The sequence below is a fragment of the Verrucomicrobiia bacterium genome, assembly GCA_019694135.1.
In the GTDB taxonomy this organism is placed as follows: Bacteria; Verrucomicrobiota; Verrucomicrobiia; order JADLBR01; family JAIBCM01; genus JAIBCM01.
In genome coordinates this window covers 152,632-173,774 of record JAIBCM010000003.1, presented here as the reverse complement: position 1 = coordinate 173,774, position 21,143 = coordinate 152,632, and the positions used below count along the sequence as shown (strand labels likewise).

The following is a 21,143-nucleotide window of genomic DNA, read 5'->3' as shown; positions in this document are numbered from 1 at the left end:
AGCCTAGCGTTTCTTTTTAGCTGTCGTTTTAGTTGTTAACCTCTTTTTTATTCTCTGGCTCTTTTTCGCTGGCGCCAATTTTTGGGCTGCTAACTTCTTTGGGACTCTTCGAAGCACTCGTTTCACTGGGCTTACTTCATCCCGAGTTTTCAGGTTAGAAAGTGCATCGGTTTTCTTTCCATAAATCGCAAGTAAAGCCATGTTTGTGACGTTTTTGTCAGTGAAGAACGAATGATTGTCGGTAAACAGCCACGAGACGTCTTGAAATGGGTTTAGATTTATCTCACTTTTATTTGTGGCAACACCTTCGGCGTTGAAGTTATTGAGAACAATATCCTTATCTCCTACTTTCAAGGTGATGGGTTTGTCTTTCACCGCTTTCTTTCCTTCTTCGGTCAATTCTAACTGGAGATAAATAGCGGTGAGGTTGGAATTGGGATCGGTTAAGGCTGGAAACATCATCTTTTTCATGGGCAGTGAAAGAGTTTTGTTAGGTGTGGTGTTTGCCAGGAATTGTCGCCAAGCATCGCCAAATTCTTGGGCGATGAGAAAAAGACGACTGTGCATCTTGGTTTCGGGCAAGTCTTTGATCGCGTCTTTCACGTCTTTTTTGAAGGTTTCGTCTCCGGTTAAAGCAGTGTATTCGATTTTGATGATGACGTCGGTAAGGTTGTTGAGATTGATTGAATTTTGGTTCAGTTCCAAGCGCCAAGAGGAGACGGCGCCAGTGCCTTCGAAAGGAAGGTAGCGTTCGTCTTGGAAATTGAGTTGGAATAGACCGCTATCGTCTAACCCGCGTGAGAGAGCCACTTGCTGGTTTTGTCGCCAATCTTGTCGGATGGTGTTGGGCCGGTCTTTGTCAGTGCCAAGCAAGGATTTAACGCCTTTGATGTCGGCTTCGATCAGGGTGCGATGAACGCGTTGACTCAAAGTAGCGTAAATGTTTTGGTAAGGCCCTACCACGGTAGGGAAGGAGACGCTGATATTTTTGATCTGACGGCTGTAATGACCTGGGAAGTCGCGGCTGAAGATCAGTTCAGTGAGATCGAAGTCGCAGACGCCCGTTCGTTTGAGATCGAGCAGCGCTTTGGGATTGAGTTCAAATAGGGAAACGGTTTTTTCAATTTCAAATCGGCGCACGTTGCGTTCAAGATAAGCTTTTTCCATGCGGTTAAGGTCAACTTGCAGGATTTCGCCGGCGAGCAATCCTTTTTTGAGGCCATCCCAATAAGCGGAGTCGATGAAGGTGGCGTTATTGGTGAGTTCAAATTGGAAGGCTCTTTGCGCGGAAAGCGCCAGGTCATGGGCCATTTGAAAGGATTGAAAATAGATTCCGGTCAGTTTGCCAGCCATCCATTGGTAGAGTTCGCGGTTGGTAAATTTGTCGGCAAGAAAACTGTCGATTTCTGCGTTTTGTTCGATGTTTTTATCGAGAACTTCTAAGTCGCGCTCGGCGATTTTTTGTTGCCATTTAGCGCTTTCGATCTGGCGTTCGATCTGTGTGATATCATGGGTGGCCAGAGTTTTTTGCAGTTCCCATTCTTGAGCGCGTCGCTCAAAGCCGCCAATCAGTGAGCTCATGTTGGCAGCGAAATTGAATTGATCCGCTATGGTGGCCAAGCCGCTGGAATGCGCGCTTAAGGCGCCTCCGATTTCGCGTCCTCCATAAGAGGTGATGACGTTGGGGGTGAATCCAGCCATAATATCAATTTGCGGAATCGCATGACCTATCGCTGCGGCTGTTCTGGTGATGCCAGATAGTATGTTGAAAACCTGGGCAATAGACATGGTGACAATTTGAGTGATTTCAGCGGGAGATAGGCCTTGTTCAAGGAGTTGAGTGTAATAGTGTTGACGAGCGGAGGCTTGAGCCAAGCCGGCGGTGAGAGATTGGACGGTTTCTTTGGAAGCTTCGATTTGGCTCTCTTTCATCGAGCGGGTCATTTTTAGAAGGGCGCTTTCCTGGGTGTTTCTTAATAGCGCAAGCGCTTCGGCGTCTTTCTTTTCCAAAGCGCTAAGGAGCGCGCCGCCGAATTGAGTGACTTGCGCGGCCAGGCTTTGCGCTTTGGCCAGGACGGTGATGAAGCGGTAGGGCAGAATAGCACTGACTAAAGATGATAGCGGTGAGTCATCGGTAAGCCCGTTGGCCGATCGTTTCAGGAGCGTAGCAGGATCGATGGACGGTTGAAATAGAGGCAGGCTTTGTCGAACGCCGTCGATATTGAGACTATGCCGGATTTTGTAGAGGCGGTCTTGCACACGATCCCAATAGCCCAGAAAATGGGTGTTTTCAGGTAGGAAAAAGTGAGGGTCGTCTAGGGCTTGATTGAGTAAGTTTAAATCCCCATTTGTTCCATTTTCGAAGGAGAGAATTTCTTGTTCGAGAGAAGCTGGGCTTGAGCCGTTGGAGGCTTTTGTCTGAGATAACAAGGAAGTTTGTCTGACGGGTTGTGGACCGAGCAGGTCGAAGGCCATGATATAGTAGAGAGTGGCTTCGACAATAGTTTCGTAGGTGTAACGTCGGAAAAGAGAGTCCCCATGGTCGATGAGGGTGTCGATGTAACGCATGCCAATGGCTTTTTTAAAAGCGATCGGCCTGATTTGGGCGATGGATTGTGGGTCGAACGGATTTTCGGTAAAAGCCACTAGGGCAGCCTCATCATTAACTACATTTTTTTTCGGATCAGCGCCTGTGGCATAGTTGGGCACGGTGTTGCCGTTGACTCTTTCCAAAGGCCAATACCGGATAAGTCCGGCTTCGCTACCGATACAGGGTTTATTCGAGTTCTGCTTGATTTCCTCGGCGCCAAGAGCGTAATTCCAAATGCGAACTTCGGCGATATAGCCGAAGAAGTGAAAATCGCCCCAGGCGCCTTTTCCTATGAATAAATTGCCGCTACATTGGTAGTCAAGCTCAGGATTATTTTTTTCGACTTTTTTACCATCCCAATAAATGCGCTGTTCTTTTTTGTCTTTATCATGAACCACTGCCCAATGGTGCCAGTTTTGATCTACATATTCTACTTTAGACCAAGTGGAGTTTTCAGAGAAACCAAAGAGAAAATAGTGAGAATTTATGTTTCTATAATTAAAGCAAACATGTAATGCCTCCTTATGTGTTTCTTTTTTTCCTTGACCGATGATCCAATATGTTTTATTGGCTTCATTTTCTCGCTTTGCCCAGAATTCGATGGTGAAGGGTTTATTTTTTAAATCGATATCCTCTCCGCAATCGATATAGGCATCTTTTCCATTAAAATAAAGCATTTCATGTTCGCCTGGTTCGAAAGGATGTTTGATCTTTTTCCATTGAGCATTATGCAGAATCCCTTTTCCTCCTGGCTGAGCTTTTATTCGGCGCAAGGGAAGGAATTGCCAAGGACTTGCTTTGATGGTTGGGTTAAAAATATAATTATGCCAACTTTGCGCTTGGTTGAAATGTTGAGCGGTGTTCAGTCGCTCAGCCAGGAGGAATGGACTGTGAAAAAAGATTTCCCAGTAATAAATTCCGTCGGCGTCATCGAACCCAAGATGCTCACTGGAAGGAACGGTGCGCACCAAATTTGCATTGTAACCGATTTGGTTTTCACCTGGAGACGTCGTTGTAAACTCCGGAAGTTCCAGGGTTCTTTGGGTTGGTAATTCAAGCAGCGAACTCATCCCGCCGGTTAGCAATTTATGGCTTAAGGTGGAGACGGCGTTGGAGGTTAAACGAACGATGTCATAGCGGGTAGAGTCGTTGGGTTGATAATTTACTTCCGAAGAAATCGCAATAATATTAAAACGGACCCACGTCACATTACCATGGCATTCTCCTGCGACACCACGTTCATTGAAAGAGTTAATTTTTTTATCTGTTCCCTCATTTATACGCCAATAACCAATCAATCCTGTTTCGTTGCCTAATAACTCTTTTTTCATTGCCCCCTCAATTTGAGCTTGGGAGCGTGTTACATTCCATATACGCACTTCACTCATAAGTATTGATGAATTACCTACCTTATTAAAACCTAGCCACAAAGGTGGATAATCGTTAATTAGCTCTTTACTAGTTCTCTTAGGTTCCATTACACCATTTATATATCCTATCATTTGGCTTTCGTTATTGCGCGTAACCGCTAAGTGAACCCATTGATTTGGTTTAATTGGATGCATAAAATGAAAACCATCTTTAATTCTACAAGAACAGTTTACTTGTGCTCTACTAACAGAAGCACTTAAATAATATTGAGATTCATCTGATGTTATTGCGTTTGGTGAAGAAACTATAAGGTTAGCTTCCGTCTCTGAATTAAACATGAACCACCCCTCGAATGTAAGACTCAAATCTTTAAATTCCTTGGGAGAACTAGCTATCTTTATATAGGATTTTGCGCCAGAAATTTTGACAGCCGATATTCTTCTAGGAATAGGGTGTTTAACATAGTCTATTTTGATAGCATCTCCGATGGGTTTTTTATTATCATTAGGTTTTAATAAAAAGGTGCCGCCTTTGGCTTGAAAGATAAACCAATCGGGTTGATTGGTGATGGGGTAATAATTCTCCGGATTTTGCGTGAGCACTTTCGGTAAAGTATTGCGAATCCATGACGTGGGAATAGAGCCTTCTGGAAAAGTTTCCAAATCTAGGTTAGGCGAAATTTTTAGGACGTTTTTGTAGGTGATCAGCTTATCATCGGCTGAAACTTCTTGGTAAAAGAGGTAAAGTTCCTGGTTGGTTTTAGCGTTGTAGATAGGATAAAGGCGTCGTGCCCATTCGGGTTCCTTTGGGGGTTCCGTCGTTTCGTTCTCCTGCAATTGAATAGTTTTACCTAGTTGTTGGGGATGAGACCAGTCTTGGTTGAAATGGTGAAAGGAATAAAAGAGCTTGGCGTGGTGAGCGTATTTGGGTTTGTTTGGATCTCCTGGATTTTTTTCAAGTTTCAGTTCTATCCAAAAGATAAAAATTTTGCCAAAGGCGTAAACGGGATAGACTTGTTCCGCGGGGATGGAGAGTTTGATTTCTTCCCAAGGTTCCCATTGGATTGCAGAAGAATTGTTTAAGCATCGCGCCGTGCGGTAGTAGATTTTGCGCGGTTCGGTATGGCTGCGTCCTAAGAGGATGAGCATTTTGTCGTTAGGATAAGCGGGATCGATGTAGACGTGGCTCCCGAAGATTTTAAGCTGAGCAACTTCGGCAAAGCCATCGAGGTATTTTTTGAAAGCGGTTTCGACGTTGGCATCGGTAATGTCGGTTTGTTGCAGGTCGTCTTCGAGAGTTTTGAAGAGCGGGGTTTTGTCCTGTCTGAGTTCGGGTTTAATATAATTTTCCGGATAAAGCAGGATGCGTTGCTTGGCTTCCCAAAGACGGTAGCTTTTCATGATGGGCCACCCTTGTTCCAGGCCAGCTCCAACGACGATGCCCTCTTCCAAGTGAAGCCGGCAGCGGTGGAGGTAAAGTTGCAGGCAGGAGATGGCTTCCAGAAGGCGCGAGGTGCTAGCGGCTTCGCCCATTTCAACGTCAATGAGCAGGTAGTCATAGAGGTCGCGCGGTGTTTTGATGTGAGGCCGTGCGTTTTGGTCCCGAGTTTGAAGTTGTTGGATGACGTAGCCGGTTAAGGCTTCTCTTTTTTCACGGTTGATGAGTTGATTCAACGCCTCTCTGAGAGCGGGTCTTTCTTTTTCGCCGGTTTGGGCTTTAAGCAAGCCAAGCAGGACTTTGGCCATGTCTTCTTTTTGGCGCGCTCCGGCGTCCGGCCAGGCTTTTTCCCACACTTTTTTTAGGAGGGTGGAGGGTTCGGCGCCGAGTTGGTGAGAAAGATCGAAACAGGTTTTGAGTTTGAGCAGAGCGCGAATTCGGAGGTATTCTGGTTCTGGAGAGTCGCCAAAAAATCGTTTGAGCAGGAGTTCTATTTCGTTCTTTTTCCATTCCGTAATTTTGGCCAGGGTTTCGGTGGCTTCTTCCGGTTTGCTTTCAAAATAACCGATCAGAGGATGGTTTAGATGATCAAAGGTTACCGCCAGTTGTCTTAAGTCGGTGACGGTCTTTAGGTGTGAGACGGCTAATTTTTTGATGTCTTCAATGTGAAAGCGTTCAGGTTTATTAAAGAGGATTTGAGCTTCGCGCTCGCCTAGTTTTAACTGTTGAAAGAGAGAGACGTAGTGTTGAAATGTGTCGAAGAAGGGATCAGTTGGGGCTTTGCCTTCCAATATCGGGGTCATGACGAGAGCGACAATTTCTTGATCAGAAGTTTTGTTGGACGCGATGCGGCTAATGGTTTGGATAAGATTCAGTGAAGTGACGTGGTGGCTGGTGCTTAATCCTTTAAAAAGGGTTTGGGCTTGGCGTTTAGCCAGGGTCTGAAGTTTTATATAAATACCGGATAAAGGTTGATAATGCAGCAAGTCTTTTTCATTTCCGACCAGACTGCGATTTTTATATGCTTCGATCGCATTATCGGAACGGACGCCATTCCAAATCCGAACTTCGGCGATACTACCTAGGAGCGAAGTATGATCAGGCCACCAAGATGAGCGGCCAATCACGAGTTTTCCATTTATAGGGTCAGGCTTGGCGGATTTACCACTACTGATTTTCTTTCCGTCGAGATAAAGGGACAGCTCGACCTTTGCACCATCGAGATGGTAAACGCATGCCCAGTGATGCCAGTTACCGTCTATGAGCTCTTCCGCGAAAACTTCGTCCACAAAATAGAATCGGAAGTAGTGACCATTATTGGTTGTTATAAAGCCAAGGAAGAGACTTCTAGATCCGACGCCCAGAACACCATCCCCGCGATTCCTAGCCTCCTTGCCTCGCTTCACCCAGCATTCGATGGTAAAACTTTTATTGGTTAAATCGATCTCCCCACAATCGATGTAAGCGTCTTTTCCATTGAAATAAAGGGATTCTGCGCCGTGAGTCGAGATGGGAGGGCGATCGTTGATCCATTTCGTGTTATGAAAGATCGCCGGATAGGGAGGTTCGGTTTTTAAGACAAGTCCATTTTTATCAATATATTTTTCCGCCAAAAGTTTATCAAAAATTTGTTTGGCTTGGGCTGGGGTTACGTTCTCGGATTCAAAAGAGTGAGGGGTAACCAGGATGTTTTGGAATTCGTGATGCAATTGTTGGAAGAGGTGGGTGCGTTGTTGTTGGTCGAGCAAGGGTTTGACGCTTCGATGAAGTTGGCCGGTTTTCAGGTAGCTGAGTTGAGGGACGGTGAGGTTTTCGGTTTTTAACCATTGGACGATGCCGATCAGGAGTTCGATGAGCCAAATAGTTTGAGAGAGGGTTGCGGCGGCGCCTTTTAACAGGGCGTGCACGTCTATTTTGTCGGTGGGTTTTCGATCCATGAAGAGAGGGAAAGGGTTGTAGGCCAGGAGAGTTTTGTCTTCACGGATGAGGTCGAGAAGCAGGAGGAAGTCTTCGACGGAGAGGTTTAGGGCTTGAGAGATTTTGGCGTAGCGGAAAAGGAGGGAGAGATTTTGCAAATTGGGGGTTGGGATAGGAGCGTCTGGTTTTAGATTTAGATATTCTTCGATGCGATCGACGTCAGTTCGATCAATTCCTAACGCTGCGGCCAGGCGAGGTTTCCAGTGATGGTCGATTGTGTATGGTTTGGCGCCTGCTGTTTCATAGAGCTTTTTAAGCCACTCTTTGTCGTTTTGAGGCAGGTAGCTTTTGTGTTCTTGAGCGACTCGGCTGTTAAAGGTTCGGTCGAATAGGTCTTCGAATTGGAACGCGGGTTTGTCACCGAGTCCGATGCTTTTGAGGTCGGACCAGAAGCTGCATAAAAGGTCGAGTGGTTGTTGAGTGATTTCTTGAAGGTGTTTGATGGCGGCGATGCGGGTGAGGGCTTCTTCAAAGGCCTTTTTATCATCTAATTTATCTCCACAACTGGAGGTGATGACCCAATTTAGATCTGCGAAAGACCAGCCGATTTTTCGAGCGAGCCGGATGAAACGGTTTAGACGGTCTAAATGTTCTGGGGTAATGGGTTTAAGTTCTTGGGAGCCTAATGTTTTTAATTTTAGTTTTTCCAGGCCTTCTTCTTTAGCGATAATGATATAAGGTTTTGGATCTTTTCCTACAGCATTGATAAAGAATTGTTGGGCAATACCCGCTTCGATTTCTGCTGGGTGAAGGTTTTGAAAGAGCAAAGTTTGTAATTCACCCCGGGTGAGACCGGTTTTTTCCAGAAAAATGTTTACATTGGAGAGGATTTGGACCGGATCGTCAGTCGATTTAAGTCCGTAGAAGGAATTTAACTCTTTTGGGGTTGAGACAGAGGTAGCGAGGTATTCGTATTCTTTCGTGGAGAGTTTTAAATAGTCGCGAGCGGTGATTTCGGGTTTTATGTCTTTGACGAAGCTTTGGTAAAGAGTTGGGAGATCAGTTTTGAGATAGTCGAGGTAGTGGTGAGCCTGGGTTAAAGGAAGGTTAAAAGGTAGGTTGAAGGGGTAAGGCGCTTCAGCTAGTTCTTTATATGGTTCTTTTGGGAACTGTTTTTCCAGCGCTTCATTCACGACGTTCAAATAAGGAACTTCTTCCTCAACGTGAGATATTTGGGGGCCTAGCGTTTCGACATCGGGACGTCGTTCTTGAAATGGATATTTTGGGGTGCCGGTGAGGTTATCGTTTTTAAATGTCTTTAGCTCCAGAAAGTAGGCCATGGGAGAGAGAGCTGAGTAGCGAGCTTCAGATTTTGTCACGTCTTTATGAGAGGCAGGTTGCAGATCTTCGAATTGAATTTCGTTGGCTGGAGTTCCATCTCTAAACCAGGAGGCTTGGTAGTGGGGTTCGGTTTGTTGTATGTGTTCTATACGATGAAGTGTGGCTTGAGCGCGTCGTGCTCTGGCGGTTCGGTGAGCTTGTCGGGCGGCTTGTTCTTTGTTTCCTGAAAAAGTTTTAGCGTAACGATCTACGAAGTTTTTTTCCGTTAGAGCGGCGATGTCAGCAGCAGAGCCAAGCCCTTTTTTTAGTAATTTTTTAGCAATTTTAGGATCATTGACGGTGCGATATAGGCGTTGAAATGCTAGTAAATGAGGCAATGCTTTAGCTTTACTTTTTTTGCTGCCTTTCAGTTTGGAAAGGGTGGCGGGGTTCTGAAAATCCATTTGCCCAATGTCCAGATGCGAATTTTTTTCGATCAAATCGTCGAGTTCTTTAATGGCTGAGGTAGTCATGGTTTGTCGCTTTCATTTTTATTTGTGTTAAACAGGCCCTAAAATAATTGAGCGATCTCTTAAATTCGATATTTTGAAGGCGATGGTAATCACATTTAAGAAGATGGTTTAAGGCTTCGAAAATTTGTTGAACTTTTCATTTTCAGCTAGGGTGCGGCGAGAGGGAATCGAACCCTCGCTACCAGCTTGGAAGGCTGGAGTCCTACCATTAAACGACCGCCGCTTTTTGCGAATTAGGGTTTATCTTTAGCACTATTGTGTAAACTGCAAAGCGTAAAATTTGACACCGCTAGAGAATTTGCTAGGGGATGGGAATGGCGTCGACCCATTTGAAACGCACCGCACTTTACGAATCGCATCTCCAAGCAGGAGCTAAGATAGTTCCTTTTGCCGGATGGGAAATGCCAGTGTCTTATACTAGCATTATGGAAGAGCACAAAGCGGTTAGGAACGAAGCCGGAGTGTTTGATATTTCGCATATGGGCGAATTTTTTGTTTCAGGCGCTGCGGCAAAAGAAGCCCTGAATGTATGTTTAACAAATGACGTGGCTTTGCTTCAGCCAGGTCAGGGTCAATATACTTTGTTGCTCAATGAACAAGGTGGAGTGATTGATGATCTGATTGTTTATTGTTTGGAAGAAACTCATTATTTGTTGGTTGTCAATGCCTCTAAAATTGAAGAGGATTTTGCTTGGTTAAAAAGGCATTTGCCCAATGGCGTTTTGTTAGAAGATCGTAGTGAAAATTATTCTGCCTTAGCTTTGCAAGGACCTCAAGCGGTTGAGGTGTTAAAGAAAATTTTTTCTTTAAAGGAAGAGGCTATTCCTGCGCGTTTTCATTTGACCTCAATTCCTTGGAAAGAGAAAACTGTTTTTGTGGCGCGAACGGGTTACACGGGTGAGGATGGGGTGGAACTTTTTCTATCGCGAAACGATGGGGTTGAAATTTGGGATTTATTGCTAAAAGAAGGGGTAAAACCGGTGGGGTTGGGAGCACGTGATTCCTTGCGTTTAGAAGCGTGCTATCCGTTAAATGGTAATGATCTCAATGAAACTACAACACCTTTGGAAGCGGGGTTGGGTTTTGCGGTAGTTTTAAATAAAGCTGATTTTGTTGGGAAAAAAGTTTTAGCAGAACAAAAAGAAAAAGGGGTGCCTCGTAAAGCAGTCGCTTTTTCCGTGAAGGGAAAAGGGGCGCCGCCGCGCAGTCATTACATTCTTAGAAAAAATCATGAAAAAGTGGGTGAGGTGACAAGTGGCGGTTTTTCGCCTTCTTTGGGCAAAGGCATCGGGATGGGTTATGTATCACCGGAATATGCTAAAATCGGCACGGAACTTGTGATGGAAGTGCGAGGGCAAGAAGTTCCTGTTGTGATTGAGAAAAAACCTCTTTATAAGAAACAATAAGAAAAATTTATGAATGTTCCTAATCAACTTAAATATGCTGCTTCTCACGAATGGTTATCTGTTCAAAATGATATTGGCACGATAGGTATTACTGATCATGCTCAGCAAGAATTGTCGGATGTGGTTTATGTCCAACTTCCCGAAGTGGGACGAAAAGTGGCAACCAAAGAGGCCACAGCAGTGGTAGAATCTGTTAAGGCTGCCTCCGATATTTATTCACCTGTGAGTGGAGAGGTTGTCGAAGTCAATACTGCGCTAGAAAATGATCCGGCATTGGTGAATAGCGAGCCTTACGAGAAAGGGTGGATTTTTAAAGTGAAACTTTCTCAACCCGATGAGACCAATGCGCTGATGGATGCAGCAAATTATTCCAAACAAATTGGCGCTTAGTTTAAGTTTTTATGCCTTTGTCATTAACGGAATTATTGGAGTCGTCTCATACTTTTTTGGATCGGCATTTGGGTCCTAATTCTTCTGAACAAGAAGAAATGTTGAAAAGTTTGGGTTATTCTTCAATGGACGCATTTATTGAAGCGTTAGTGCCTCGTGCCATTGTTACGCACTCACCATTACAACTACCGGAACCCGCTAGTGAACAGGAAGCATTGGAGGAGCTGCGCACGATCGCGGAAAAAAATCGCGTGGCAAAATCTTATTTGGGAATGGGTTATTATCCCTGTTTCACGCCGCCAGTGATTCAGCGCAATGTTTTGGAAAATCCAGCCTGGTATACTTCTTACACGCCTTATCAAGCTGAGGTGGCTCAGGGACGTTTGGAAGCATTATTAAATTTTCAAACGATGGTAACCGATTTGACTGCTATGGACATTGCTAATGCTTCGCTTTTAGACGAGGCCACAGCGGCAGCAGAAGCGATGACATTTTGTTATGGTATCAAAGGCAAACTCGAAAAAAATGTTTTTTTTGTTTCGGATCAATGTCATCCACAAACTTTAGAAATTATCCGAACGCGTGCTGAACCGCTTCATTTGCAGGTTTTAGTAGGTGATGCGGCAACGTTTAAGCCGAACGATCAAATTTTTGCCGTTTTATTACAATATCCGGGTTCCGATGGTGGGGTATTGGATTACGAAAAATTGATTCAAGCGGTTCATGGCGTTAATGCATTGGCCATTGTTGCTGCGGATTTGTTAAGTTTAACTTTATTGCGGCCGCCGGGCGAATTCGGAGCGGACGTGGTGGTGGGAAGTGCTCAACGTTTTGGTGTGCCAATGGGCTACGGAGGGCCCCATGCGGCTTTTTTTGCAACGCGCGATACTTTGAAACGGCAAATGCCAGGTCGTCTCATAGGCGTTTCAAAAGATGTCCAAGGCAATCCTGCTTTGCGACTTTCTTTGCAAACGCGCGAGCAACATATTCGTCGTGATAAAGCGACGAGCAATATTTGCACGGCACAAGTTTTGCTCGCCGTCATGGCTTCCATGTATGCCGTTTATCATGGGCCTGATGGTTTGAAACAAATTGCGCAACGAGTTCATGGTTTAACTAAACTATTAGCAGAAGGGCTCAAGCGACTTGGTTTTTCCCTAAAATATTCACTTTTTTTCGACACCCTTTGTATTTCTGTTGAGGAAACCGATGTCATTCGAGGTCGGGCTATGGCACAGAATGTTAATTTGCGCTACTGGGATCACCACACCATTAGCGTGGCTCTGGACGAAACAACGACATTGAAAGATGTCGAAATTTTGTTGGAAATTTTTAGTGGTGAAAAACTTTCTTTTTCTTTGCAAGACATTGCTAAGAAAATTTCAACTACTTTTTCAACGCCTCACGCTCGAACTTCCCATTTTTTAGCGCATCCGATTTTTCATCGTCATCACACGGAAACGGAAATGTTGCGTTATTTGCGACAATTGAATTTGAAAGATATTTCCCTAGCGACTTCGATGATTCCTTTGGGTTCGTGCACAATGAAGTTAAACGCCACAGCGGAAATGATGCCTATTACGTGGTCGGCATTTTCGCAGTTGCATCCTTTTGCGCCTTTGGAACAAGCGCAAGGTTATCAGGTTTTGTTTCATCAATTAGAAAAATGGTTGATGGAAATGACGGGGTTTGCTGCAGTTTCCTTGCAACCTAATGCAGGTTCGCAAGGCGAGTTTGCTGGGTTGCTAGCGATTCGTCATTATCATCAAAATCGTGGTCAATCGCAGCGTAATGTTTGTTTGATTCCTGTTTCAGCTCATGGCACAAATCCCGCTAGTGCGAAGATGGCTGGGTTTCAGGTGGTGGTTGTGAAATGTGATGAGCAGGGTAATATTGATCTGAACGATTTACGAAGCAAAGCTGAATCGAATCGCGAGTCACTAGCAGTTTTGATGATTACTTATCCTTCAACGCACGGCGTTTTTGAGGAAAATATTAAAGAGGTGTGCGAAGTGGTGCATCAATATGGAGGTCAGGTTTATTTGGATGGCGCGAATATGAATGCTCAAGTGGGTTTGTGTCGGCCTGCGGAGATTGGTGCGGATGTGTGTCATTTGAATTTACATAAAACGTTTTGTATTCCGCATGGAGGAGGAGGACCAGGAGTCGGACCAATTGGGGTCGCTTCGCATTTGGTCGATTTTTTACCGAATCATTCTGTAGTGTCTGTGGGGCAAGGTAAGGGAGGGGCGATTTCCGCAGCGCCTTGGGGAAGTGCGAGTATTTTAGCGATTTCCTGGATGTATATTCGGATGTTGGGAGCATCGGGATTAACGCAAGCGACTCGCGTTGCAGTGTTGAGCGCTAATTATATTGCCAAACGATTAGGCGAATATTTTCCTGTTTTATATCAAGGTGATCATGGATTGGTGGCACATGAATGCATTTTAGATTGTCGTAAATGGAAAGATATTGGCGTGGAAGTAGAAGATATTGCCAAGCGTTTGATCGATTACGGTTTTCATGCGCCTACGATGTCCTGGCCAGAACCTGGCACTCTCATGGTTGAACCAACCGAAAGTGAATCGAAAGAGGAGATCGACCGATTTTGTGATGCGATGATTGCGATTTATCAGGAGATTAAAAAAGTTGAATCGGGCCAGTGGGATCAAAAAAATAATCCTTTGAAACACGCACCTCATACGGCAGCTCAATTAAGTGCTCAAGAATGGCCCTTTAGTTATTCTCGTGAAGAAGCGGCTTATCCTGTAGCTTGGTTGCGAACTTATAAATATTGGCCGCCTGTTTCGCGTGTGGATAATGTGTATGGCGATCGCAATCTTTTTTGTAGTTGTTTACCGGTGAGCGATAGTGAGTAGAAGGCTATGATTCGCCTAGCGTTAAAAATGTTGATGGGCGATCGAGGTAAATATTGGATGCTTTTGAGCGGCATTACTTTTTCTACGTTGCTGATGACTCAGCAAAGTTCCATTTTTTGTGGCATTATGATTTGGACGACAGGCACGATTCGCAATGTGCGAGCGCCTATTTGGGTGGTGGATCCCACGGTGGAGCAGGTAAATGAGATTAAACCATTACGCGATACGGACATGGGTCGTGTGCGATCGGTGGACGGGGTTTTGTGGGCCATGCCGCTATTTTCAGGGCTCGTTCAAACCAAATTGGCAGATGGAAGTTTTAAATTTGTTCAGTTGATTGGTTTAGATGCCACGACGATGGTAGGGCGTCCGGCAAAAATGATTAAGGGTAATATTGAAGATTTGCGTTTGCCCAACACGGTGGTGATTGATTCATTGGGTGTGCAACGGTTGAGTGCGGGATCTAAAAAAATTGATATTGGCGATATTTTTGAAATTAACGATCGTGAGGCGCGTGTGGTTGGAATTTGTGAAACAGAACGCTCGTTTACCGGCACGCCTTATGTTTTTGCAACTTATGAACAGGCTTTGGAATATGCGCCCAAGACTCGGAAAATGCTAAGTTTTGTGATTGCGACCCCACAAGCGGGTAAAACGCCAAGCGAAGTTGCCAGTAACATCGAAAAAGAAACGGGGCTGAAAGCGTTTACTGAAGATAATTTTTTTTGGGCCACGATTCATTGGTATATTAAAAATACGGGGATTCCGGTTGCATTTGGGATGACAATTATTTTGGGTTTTATCGTGGGCGTGGCGGTTTGCGGACAAACTTTCTACAGTTTTATTTTAGACAATCTACGTAATTTAGGCGCTTTTAAGGCGATGGGCGCTAGCGATAGGATGTTGGCAACGATGTTGATTATGCAAGCCTTGGCTGTTGGGTTTTTAGGTTATGGATGTGGGTTGGGGTTGGCCGCGCTTTTTGGTTTTTCGGTTTTGGAAAAGGGTCAGCCGCCTTTTTATATGCCGCAAATTTTACCTTTGGCAACGTTGCTCGCGATTTTGATGATTTGTGTTTTTGCAGCTTTGCTAGGGATTCGTAAAATTCGAAAACTCGAACCTGCTATTGTTTTCCGTGGATAATCCTTCCATAAAATTGGCTGTGCATGTGCAAAATCTGAAAAAAACTTTCGGACTGGGAAGCGCTGCAGTGCATGCTTTGAATGGAGTTAATTTTGACGCGCGCGAAGGAGAAATTTTATTGATTGTGGGACCTTCAGGATGCGGCAAAACTACGTTGTTAAGTTTAATCGCTGGCACTTTGGATATTGATGAAGGTGAGGTTGACGTGTTTGAAACACCGTTGCATCGGTTGAGTAAAAGGGAGGTCACACTTTTTCGTCGAAAAAATGTGGGTTTCATTTTTCAGCAATTTAATTTAATTCCGACACTCAGTTGTGTGGAAAATGTGAGTGTTCCTTTGTTGATTAATGGGATTTCCTACACCGAAGCCGAAGCGCGAGCGAGTCGAATGATGGCCAAGGTAGGGTTAGGAGGACGAGAAAAAGAGCAGCCTTTGAATTTATCTGGAGGCCAGCAACAACGCGTTGCGATTGCGCGCGCGTTGGTGCATGAGCCAAGGCTTGTGATTTGTGATGAACCTACTTCGGCATTGGATAGTGAAACGGGCGCAAAAATTATGGAGTTGTTGCAGGAAGTTGTCAAAGCGCCTGGGCGCACAGTGATTGCGGTGACTCATGATTCTCGCATTTTTCATTATGCTGATCGCATGACCGAGATGTTGGATGGCAAAGTGGCGCGTGTGCATGAGGTTAAAGAAAAGGGGATGTCTGGATTTCTTCATTAATTTCTCAGTATTTAAAAAACTAATTTGCAGTCGGATTTTTGATGGGATATATTATAAAGGAAGCTTACTTAAAAAAATCTCCTAAGTGCGCAAGTTAGTAGCAAGACCAACGTTTTATCACGTTAAAAATAATTAAATTTTAGAAAGGTTGTTTATGAATACATTACTTGGAAAATGTAAATTCATCTCATTTCTACCACTATGTTGTGTTGGAATGTTGTTAGGAAGTTCTTTAACTGTAAAAGCAGCTTCTGCGGCTGAATATGCCTTAATTCTTGCTTTCCAATCAACATTATTTGTAGGAGCTATCCCAATTACGGAAGCCACGCCATTTTGGTTGGGAAGTGATGCGACTTCTACAGATGCGGTTGTGATCGATACTCGGATTGATAACTTGGATGGAGTTATTGCCGCATATCAAAGTAATCCCACAGGAGGTTGGAGTCAGTCGGATTTGTCTATTTCGTTACAGACAAATTACATGGCTTTTCTTCGTGATCCGAATCGTAATTTGATTGAAAAACATGGCAAAGCCAAAGGCAAAGTTCAAGCTGATGGCTCAGTTTTGGTAACAGTCACAATGGCGCTAAGTGGTTTACCGATTACGGTCTACGACAAAGCGGGTTTTGTGGATATGTTAACTCGTAGTTTCGATCCCACGGTTCCCCAAGTTTTATATGGGGATGGTTCTGGTAATGGCATTTTACAGGCAGAATTTTTTACTTCTGATGTCAATGCCCCACTTAATTTGAATCAAGCATTCGCTGATGGAGATTTGGTTTCCTTAAGTATGACATTAACAGGCGAAGCCTATAAAATGAATGCCGATGGAAGTCATGGACAAAGAGTTCATGTTTTTTATCAGTCCAGACCCAACTCAGTCTACAATGGGTCGGTTTTGGATAATGGAAGGGTAATGATTCAAGAAATTGGGAATTAAATAATTAATAGAAAGTGATGAAAACAAAAGGGAGCTCGAAAAGCTCCCTTTATTTCATAAAATTTTGAATAAAAAATTTCAAAGTATCAACCCAGGCAGGATGCGTGTTGAGACAGGGAATCATTGTAAAATTTTTACCACCCGCCTCCAGAAAACTTTCTTTACCGCGTTCAGCGATTTCTTCGAGTGTTTCTAAGCAGTCTGATACAAATGCTGGACAAATAACCAATAATTTTTTAATGCCCGCTTTAGGAAAGCGTTCTAACTCTAAATCAGTATAAGGTTTTAACCAGGGATCGCGTCCCAGACGGGATTGATAGGTGATCGAAAATTTATTTTCAGAAATTCCTGCCGCCTTCACAAATGCAGCCACCGTTTTTCGAGTTTGAGCACGATAACAAACTTGATGAACTGGGTTAGGGGTTTCGCAGCAATCGGGTTGAATCAAACAATGACAGCCCGAAATATCCGCTTTTTTAATGTGCCTTTCAGGAATTCCATGAAAACTAAACAGCAGATGATCGTAGTCTTGCTGTAAATAAGGTGTCGCAGATTCCACTAATGCCTTAATGTAATGTGGTTCATTGTAAAAAGGAGGTTGAATCGTAAGTTGAATCTTCGACTTCATTTCACGAAGAGTTTCTTGAACTTTCTTTACCACCGTTTCGTAGCTGGACATCGCATAATGCGGATAAAGCGGAATGAGAAATAGCTCTGTGATTCCTTGTTCGTGAAGTAGTTGAAGAATTTTGGAAATGGAAGGATTGCCATAGCGCATAGCAAGCGCCACGGGCAAGGAAACTTGTTGTTGCAAAAGTGATTGAACCTGGCGGCTAATGACAAGTAATGGAGAACCTTCTTGTGTCCAAATAGTTTGGTAAGCGGCTGCAGATTGTTTAGGGCGAAAAGGCAAAATGAAAAGATTGAGAACGAGTTGCCGAACAATCCAAGGAGAGTCAATTACGCACGGATCCGAAAGAAATTCTCGCAAATAACGTCGCACATCCGGCACGTTTGGCGAATCGGGGGAACCTAAATTAACGAGAAGAACAGCTTTCATGGATTAGATGGTTCGAGAAAATTTTTGAGTGGGTTTTTGTTTTAAATAGGCATCAAAAATCATACAGAGATTGCGAACCAAAAGACGACCCGTGGATGTGATTTGGATGATATTATGACTCAAGCGAATTAACTCATCTTTTTCAAAAGGTGACAACGCTTTTAACTCTTCAGAAAAATAATCAGCAAAAAGGATGTGATATTTTTTCTCGATAGCCTGGATATCTAGTGAAAAATGGCACATCAAAGTCATGATGATTTCACGTCGCAATAAGTCGTCTGGAGTAAGTCGAATGCCGCGCTGCGTGGCAAATTGATGGTTCGCAAGCGCCTTGGTGTAATCATGAATATTCTTTTGATTTTGTGCGTAAACATTCTGAATTTGGCTAATGGCCGAAACGCCAAACGCGTAAAGATCGCAATCGCCATGTGTGGTGTAGCCTTGAAAATTGCGAGAGAGCGTGCCTTGGTCTTGTGCCTGGCATAACGTGTCGTGAGGTTTAGCAAAGTGATCCATGCCAATGTAGCGATAACCCGCTTCACCAAATCGAGTGATGGCACGCCGCAGAATAGCAAATTTTTCAGCAGCGGAAGGTAAGGCGTCTGAGGCAATGGCTTTTTGATGTCGAATCATTTCCGGTAAATAAGCAAAATTAAAAAGTGCAATGCGATCAGGATTGAGTTGGATAATTTTTTCCAAGGTTTTGGCAAAAGTCTTTTCAGATTGATGAGGAAGCCCATAAATGAGGTCGACAGAAATACTTTGAAATCCGTGCTCGCGAGCCGATTCGATAATGTTTCGAGTCATTGTTTCGGGTTGGTTGCGATTAATCGCTTTTTGAACGGTTGGATCAAAATCCTGAATTCCCATGGAAAGCCGGTTGAATCCCAATTCTGATAATACTTTCAGATGTTCCTCTTTGGTTTCTCGAGGATCAATCTCCAACCCAATTTCTGCATTTTCAGCGAATGAAAAGCGTTGATAGATTCCTTCACCCAAATAATTCAGTTGATCGGGTGAAAAAAAAGTGGGCGTGCCTCCACCCCAATGCAGTTGATGAACTTTTTGCCGCTTTTGAAGCAAGGGTTTAACCAAATCCATTTCTTGAATTAAAGTTTGAGTATAAGCATGCGGTCGAGAACGATCTGCGGTAAAAGTTACGTTACATCCGCAAAAAAAACAGACCGACTCACAAAAAGGAAGATGAAAATAAAGCGAGAGGGGAGGAGGGTTAAGCTGAAGATTGGCATTGTGAATTGTTTCTTGCAAATCGTGAGCCGTGAATTCTTCCGTAAATTGCGGCGCGGTAGGGTAACTCGTATAACGCGGCCCCGAAGTGTCGTATTTGGCAATGAGTTTCCAATCGACTGTAGGAACGGCAAAAGACTCTGTCGTTTTAACGGGACCGGACGGTTTGTAGGAAAGCTTTGACATGATTCACAGGTGTGTCAGGCAAAATGCCATGACCCAAGTTCACAATATAACCTGGATCAGGATGTTCGCGCAACATATTCAAGGTAATCTCTTTGATACAATCGGGTGAAGCATAAAGTTGTGTGGGATCCAAATTACCTTGCAACGCAACTTTTTTCCCAATTCGCTTTCTAACTTCAGTCAAGGGAAGCCGCCAATCTACTGAAAGCACATCCGCCCCAGAACGAGCCATGTTTTCTAAATGAGGCGTGCTTCCATTCATATAAAAAATCGTAGGACAACCGCGCTGTTTTAATGAGGTAAAAATTTCCTGCATGCTCGGCAAAACATATTTTTCATAAACTTCTCTCCCCAATAACCCACCCCACGTGTCAAAAATTTGCACCGCTTGAGCGCCTGCAGTCAATTGAACATCCAAATGTTCAACGATCGCTTGAGATAATTTCTTCAGAAGTTTTTGAAATCCGGCGGGGTTTTGAAAAAGAAATTTTTTAGTGCGATGAAATTCACGGCTCGTTTCACCTTCGATTGCGTAAGCCGCTAAAGTAAAAGGCGCACCAGCAAAACCAATCACGGGAATATTCAAAGTATTCAACTTTTGAGAGGTGATCCGAATCGCATTATAAACGTAAGAAAGTTTTTGTGTGATATGGGTTATGTCTAGTTCATTAATTTCATCTTCATGAGAAATCGTTTTCGAAAAGCGAGGCCCATCACCATTGACAAAACTTAATGGTAACCCCATCGCATCCAAAATTAACAAAATATCTGAAAAAATAACTGCCGCGTCTACCTCTAACAACTCGACCGGTTGCATCGTCACCTCAGCAGCTAAATCAGGAGTTCGACATAAAGTCAAAAAATCGACCTGCGCCCGCACCGCACGATACTCTGGCAAATAACGACCTGCCTGACGCATCATCCAAACCGGAGGCCGTGCCACCGGCTGCAATCGACAAGCCTGTAAAAACAAAGATGAAATCATGAGTAAGATGGCAGCATAGGAAAACAATCTATAAAAAGTATAGTAAATTAAAGTCAATAAAGAGATTTTATTTTTAAATTAAAAATGTGTTGACGCATTTTAACTTTGTGATACAAAGTTATTATATGACAACGCATGCTCAAGCTGAGGAAAATTTAAAAATCATTCGTAGTTTAATGGAAAGGGGAACATTGTATCGGACTATTTCGGTGCCTTCTGCATTCATGATAGGCTCTTTTTCATTGCTTGGGGGTTTTATTCAAATGCGAAAGCTTATTTTTAATTGGGAGAATGATTATTTATTATCCTTTCTGCTTCTTTGGATTATTGTTTTTGTTTTAATTGGAGTTTTTAATTTTTATTGGTTGGTGATTCGTAATAGAGGAGAAATTGCGCATTATCCTAGGATTAAAAAGGCAATCACCTGTATGTTGCCCTCAGGTTTGGCGGGATTATTATTTACGTGGTCCAGTTTTCAATCAGGCGCACTTTTATCCATGATTTCTGTTTGGATGATTTTTTATGGATTAGGTTTGTTATCCACAATGGTTTTTGCTCCTCGTTCAATTCTTTTTCTTGGTTGGAGTTTTTTGCTCTCCGGTTTTGTGACTTTTATTTTGAAACAAACTTTAGAACCTTTTAGCTCTTCGCTGATTATGATTACGTTTGGTTTTTATCATTTGATTTATGCCTTTTTTACACGGGGAAGGAATTGATGTTTAATTTTGATAAAATTGATAAAACGATTCATGAGAAAGCCAGGTTATCCATCATGACTTTACTGGCGACGCGAGAATGTTGGAGTTTTCAAGATTTGAAAACAGAACTTAAAATGAGTGATGGAAATTTAATCACTCATTTAAGAATATTATATGATGCTGGTTTGGTCTCGAAAAGTCGTGAGCATATTGATCGCCCTCAAACGAATTATGCCATGACTGAAAAAGGCAAAATTTCTTATCAAGAGTATCTCAATTTATTGGAGCAAATTATTAAAACAGGGAAAAACTAAAA

The 21,143-nt window shown here is 43.5% G+C and carries 12 protein-coding genes and 1 tRNA gene; 8 read left to right on the top strand and 5 right to left on the bottom strand.

The genetic code is table 11. The features are described from left to right. Nucleotides 1-3: 3 nt before the first annotated feature. The gene (locus tag K1X66_05395) at nt 4-9,168 is read right to left on the bottom strand and encodes a hypothetical protein (protein MBX7157800.1); all 9,165 of its coding nucleotides are present in this window, start codon (nt 9,166-9,168) and stop codon (nt 4-6) included. 152 nt (nt 9,169-9,320) lie between these two features. Continuing rightward, nucleotides 9,321-9,391 (bottom strand) — tRNA-Gly (locus tag K1X66_05390). Nucleotides 9,392-9,482: 91 nt separating this feature from the next. Between K1X66_05390 and gcvT the strand changes: the two genes are divergently transcribed. The 6 genes from gcvT (at nt 9,483) to K1X66_05360 (ending at nt 16,650) form a co-directional block, all read left to right on the top strand. After that, a complete protein-coding gene (gene gcvT, locus K1X66_05385; GenBank protein ID MBX7157799.1) occupies nt 9,483-10,574 on the top strand; it encodes a glycine cleavage system aminomethyltransferase GcvT in 1,092 nt (363 codons plus the stop codon). Between the two features lie 9 nt (nt 10,575-10,583). Next, on the top strand, nt 10,584-10,964 hold the full coding sequence (gcvH, locus tag K1X66_05380; GenBank protein MBX7157798.1) for a glycine cleavage system protein GcvH: 381 nt from the start codon (nt 10,584-10,586) through the stop codon (nt 10,962-10,964). An 11-nt stretch (nt 10,965-10,975) separates the two neighbouring features. Further along, nucleotides 10,976-13,843 (top strand): aminomethyl-transferring glycine dehydrogenase, encoded by a 2,868-nt coding sequence (gene gcvP / locus K1X66_05375; protein ID MBX7157797.1) that lies wholly within the window; start codon nt 10,976-10,978, stop codon nt 13,841-13,843. A 6-nt stretch (nt 13,844-13,849) separates the two neighbouring features. Next, the gene (locus K1X66_05370) at nt 13,850-14,986 is read left to right on the top strand and encodes an ABC transporter permease (GenBank protein ID MBX7157796.1); all 1,137 of its coding nucleotides are present in this window, start codon (nt 13,850-13,852) and stop codon (nt 14,984-14,986) included. Then, nucleotides 14,979-15,710, top strand: coding sequence for an ABC transporter ATP-binding protein (locus K1X66_05365; protein ID MBX7157795.1), 732 nt, complete (start codon nt 14,979-14,981; stop codon nt 15,708-15,710). The genes K1X66_05370 and K1X66_05365 overlap by 8 nt, the downstream gene beginning before the upstream one ends. Before the next feature lie 154 nt (nt 15,711-15,864). Beyond that, on the top strand, nt 15,865-16,650 hold the full coding sequence (locus tag K1X66_05360) for a hypothetical protein (protein MBX7157794.1): 786 nt from the start codon (nt 15,865-15,867) through the stop codon (nt 16,648-16,650). 49 nt (nt 16,651-16,699) lie between these two features. Here the strand turns inward: K1X66_05360 and hemH are convergent, their stop codons facing one another. From hemH to hemE, 3 genes are read right to left on the bottom strand one after another with little or no spacing between them, the layout of a single operon-like run. Continuing rightward, entirely contained in the window at nt 16,700-17,710 is a 1,011-nt protein-coding gene (hemH, locus tag K1X66_05355; GenBank protein ID MBX7157793.1) for a ferrochelatase, read from the bottom strand. Between the two features lie 3 nt (nt 17,711-17,713). Further along, a complete protein-coding gene (hemN, locus tag K1X66_05350) occupies nt 17,714-19,144 on the bottom strand; it encodes an oxygen-independent coproporphyrinogen III oxidase (GenBank protein ID MBX7157792.1) in 1,431 nt (476 codons plus the stop codon). After that, entirely contained in the window at nt 19,107-20,129 is a 1,023-nt protein-coding gene (hemE, locus tag K1X66_05345; GenBank protein ID MBX7157791.1) for a uroporphyrinogen decarboxylase, read from the bottom strand. Before hemE ends, hemN begins: the two co-directional genes overlap by 38 nt. 125 nt (nt 20,130-20,254) lie before the next feature. Between hemE and K1X66_05340 the strand changes: the two genes are divergently transcribed. Both K1X66_05340 and K1X66_05335 read left to right on the top strand, forming a co-directional pair. Further along, nucleotides 20,255-20,845 carry a hypothetical protein gene (locus K1X66_05340; protein ID MBX7157790.1) on the top strand — a complete coding sequence of 197 codons (591 nt, stop codon included), beginning with the start codon at nt 20,255-20,257 and terminating at the stop codon, nt 20,843-20,845. Continuing rightward, on the top strand, nt 20,845-21,141 hold the full coding sequence (locus K1X66_05335) for a transcriptional regulator (protein MBX7157789.1): 297 nt from the start codon (nt 20,845-20,847) through the stop codon (nt 21,139-21,141). The genes K1X66_05340 and K1X66_05335 overlap by 1 nt, the downstream gene beginning before the upstream one ends. The last annotated feature ends 2 nt before the right edge of the window (nt 21,142-21,143 follow it).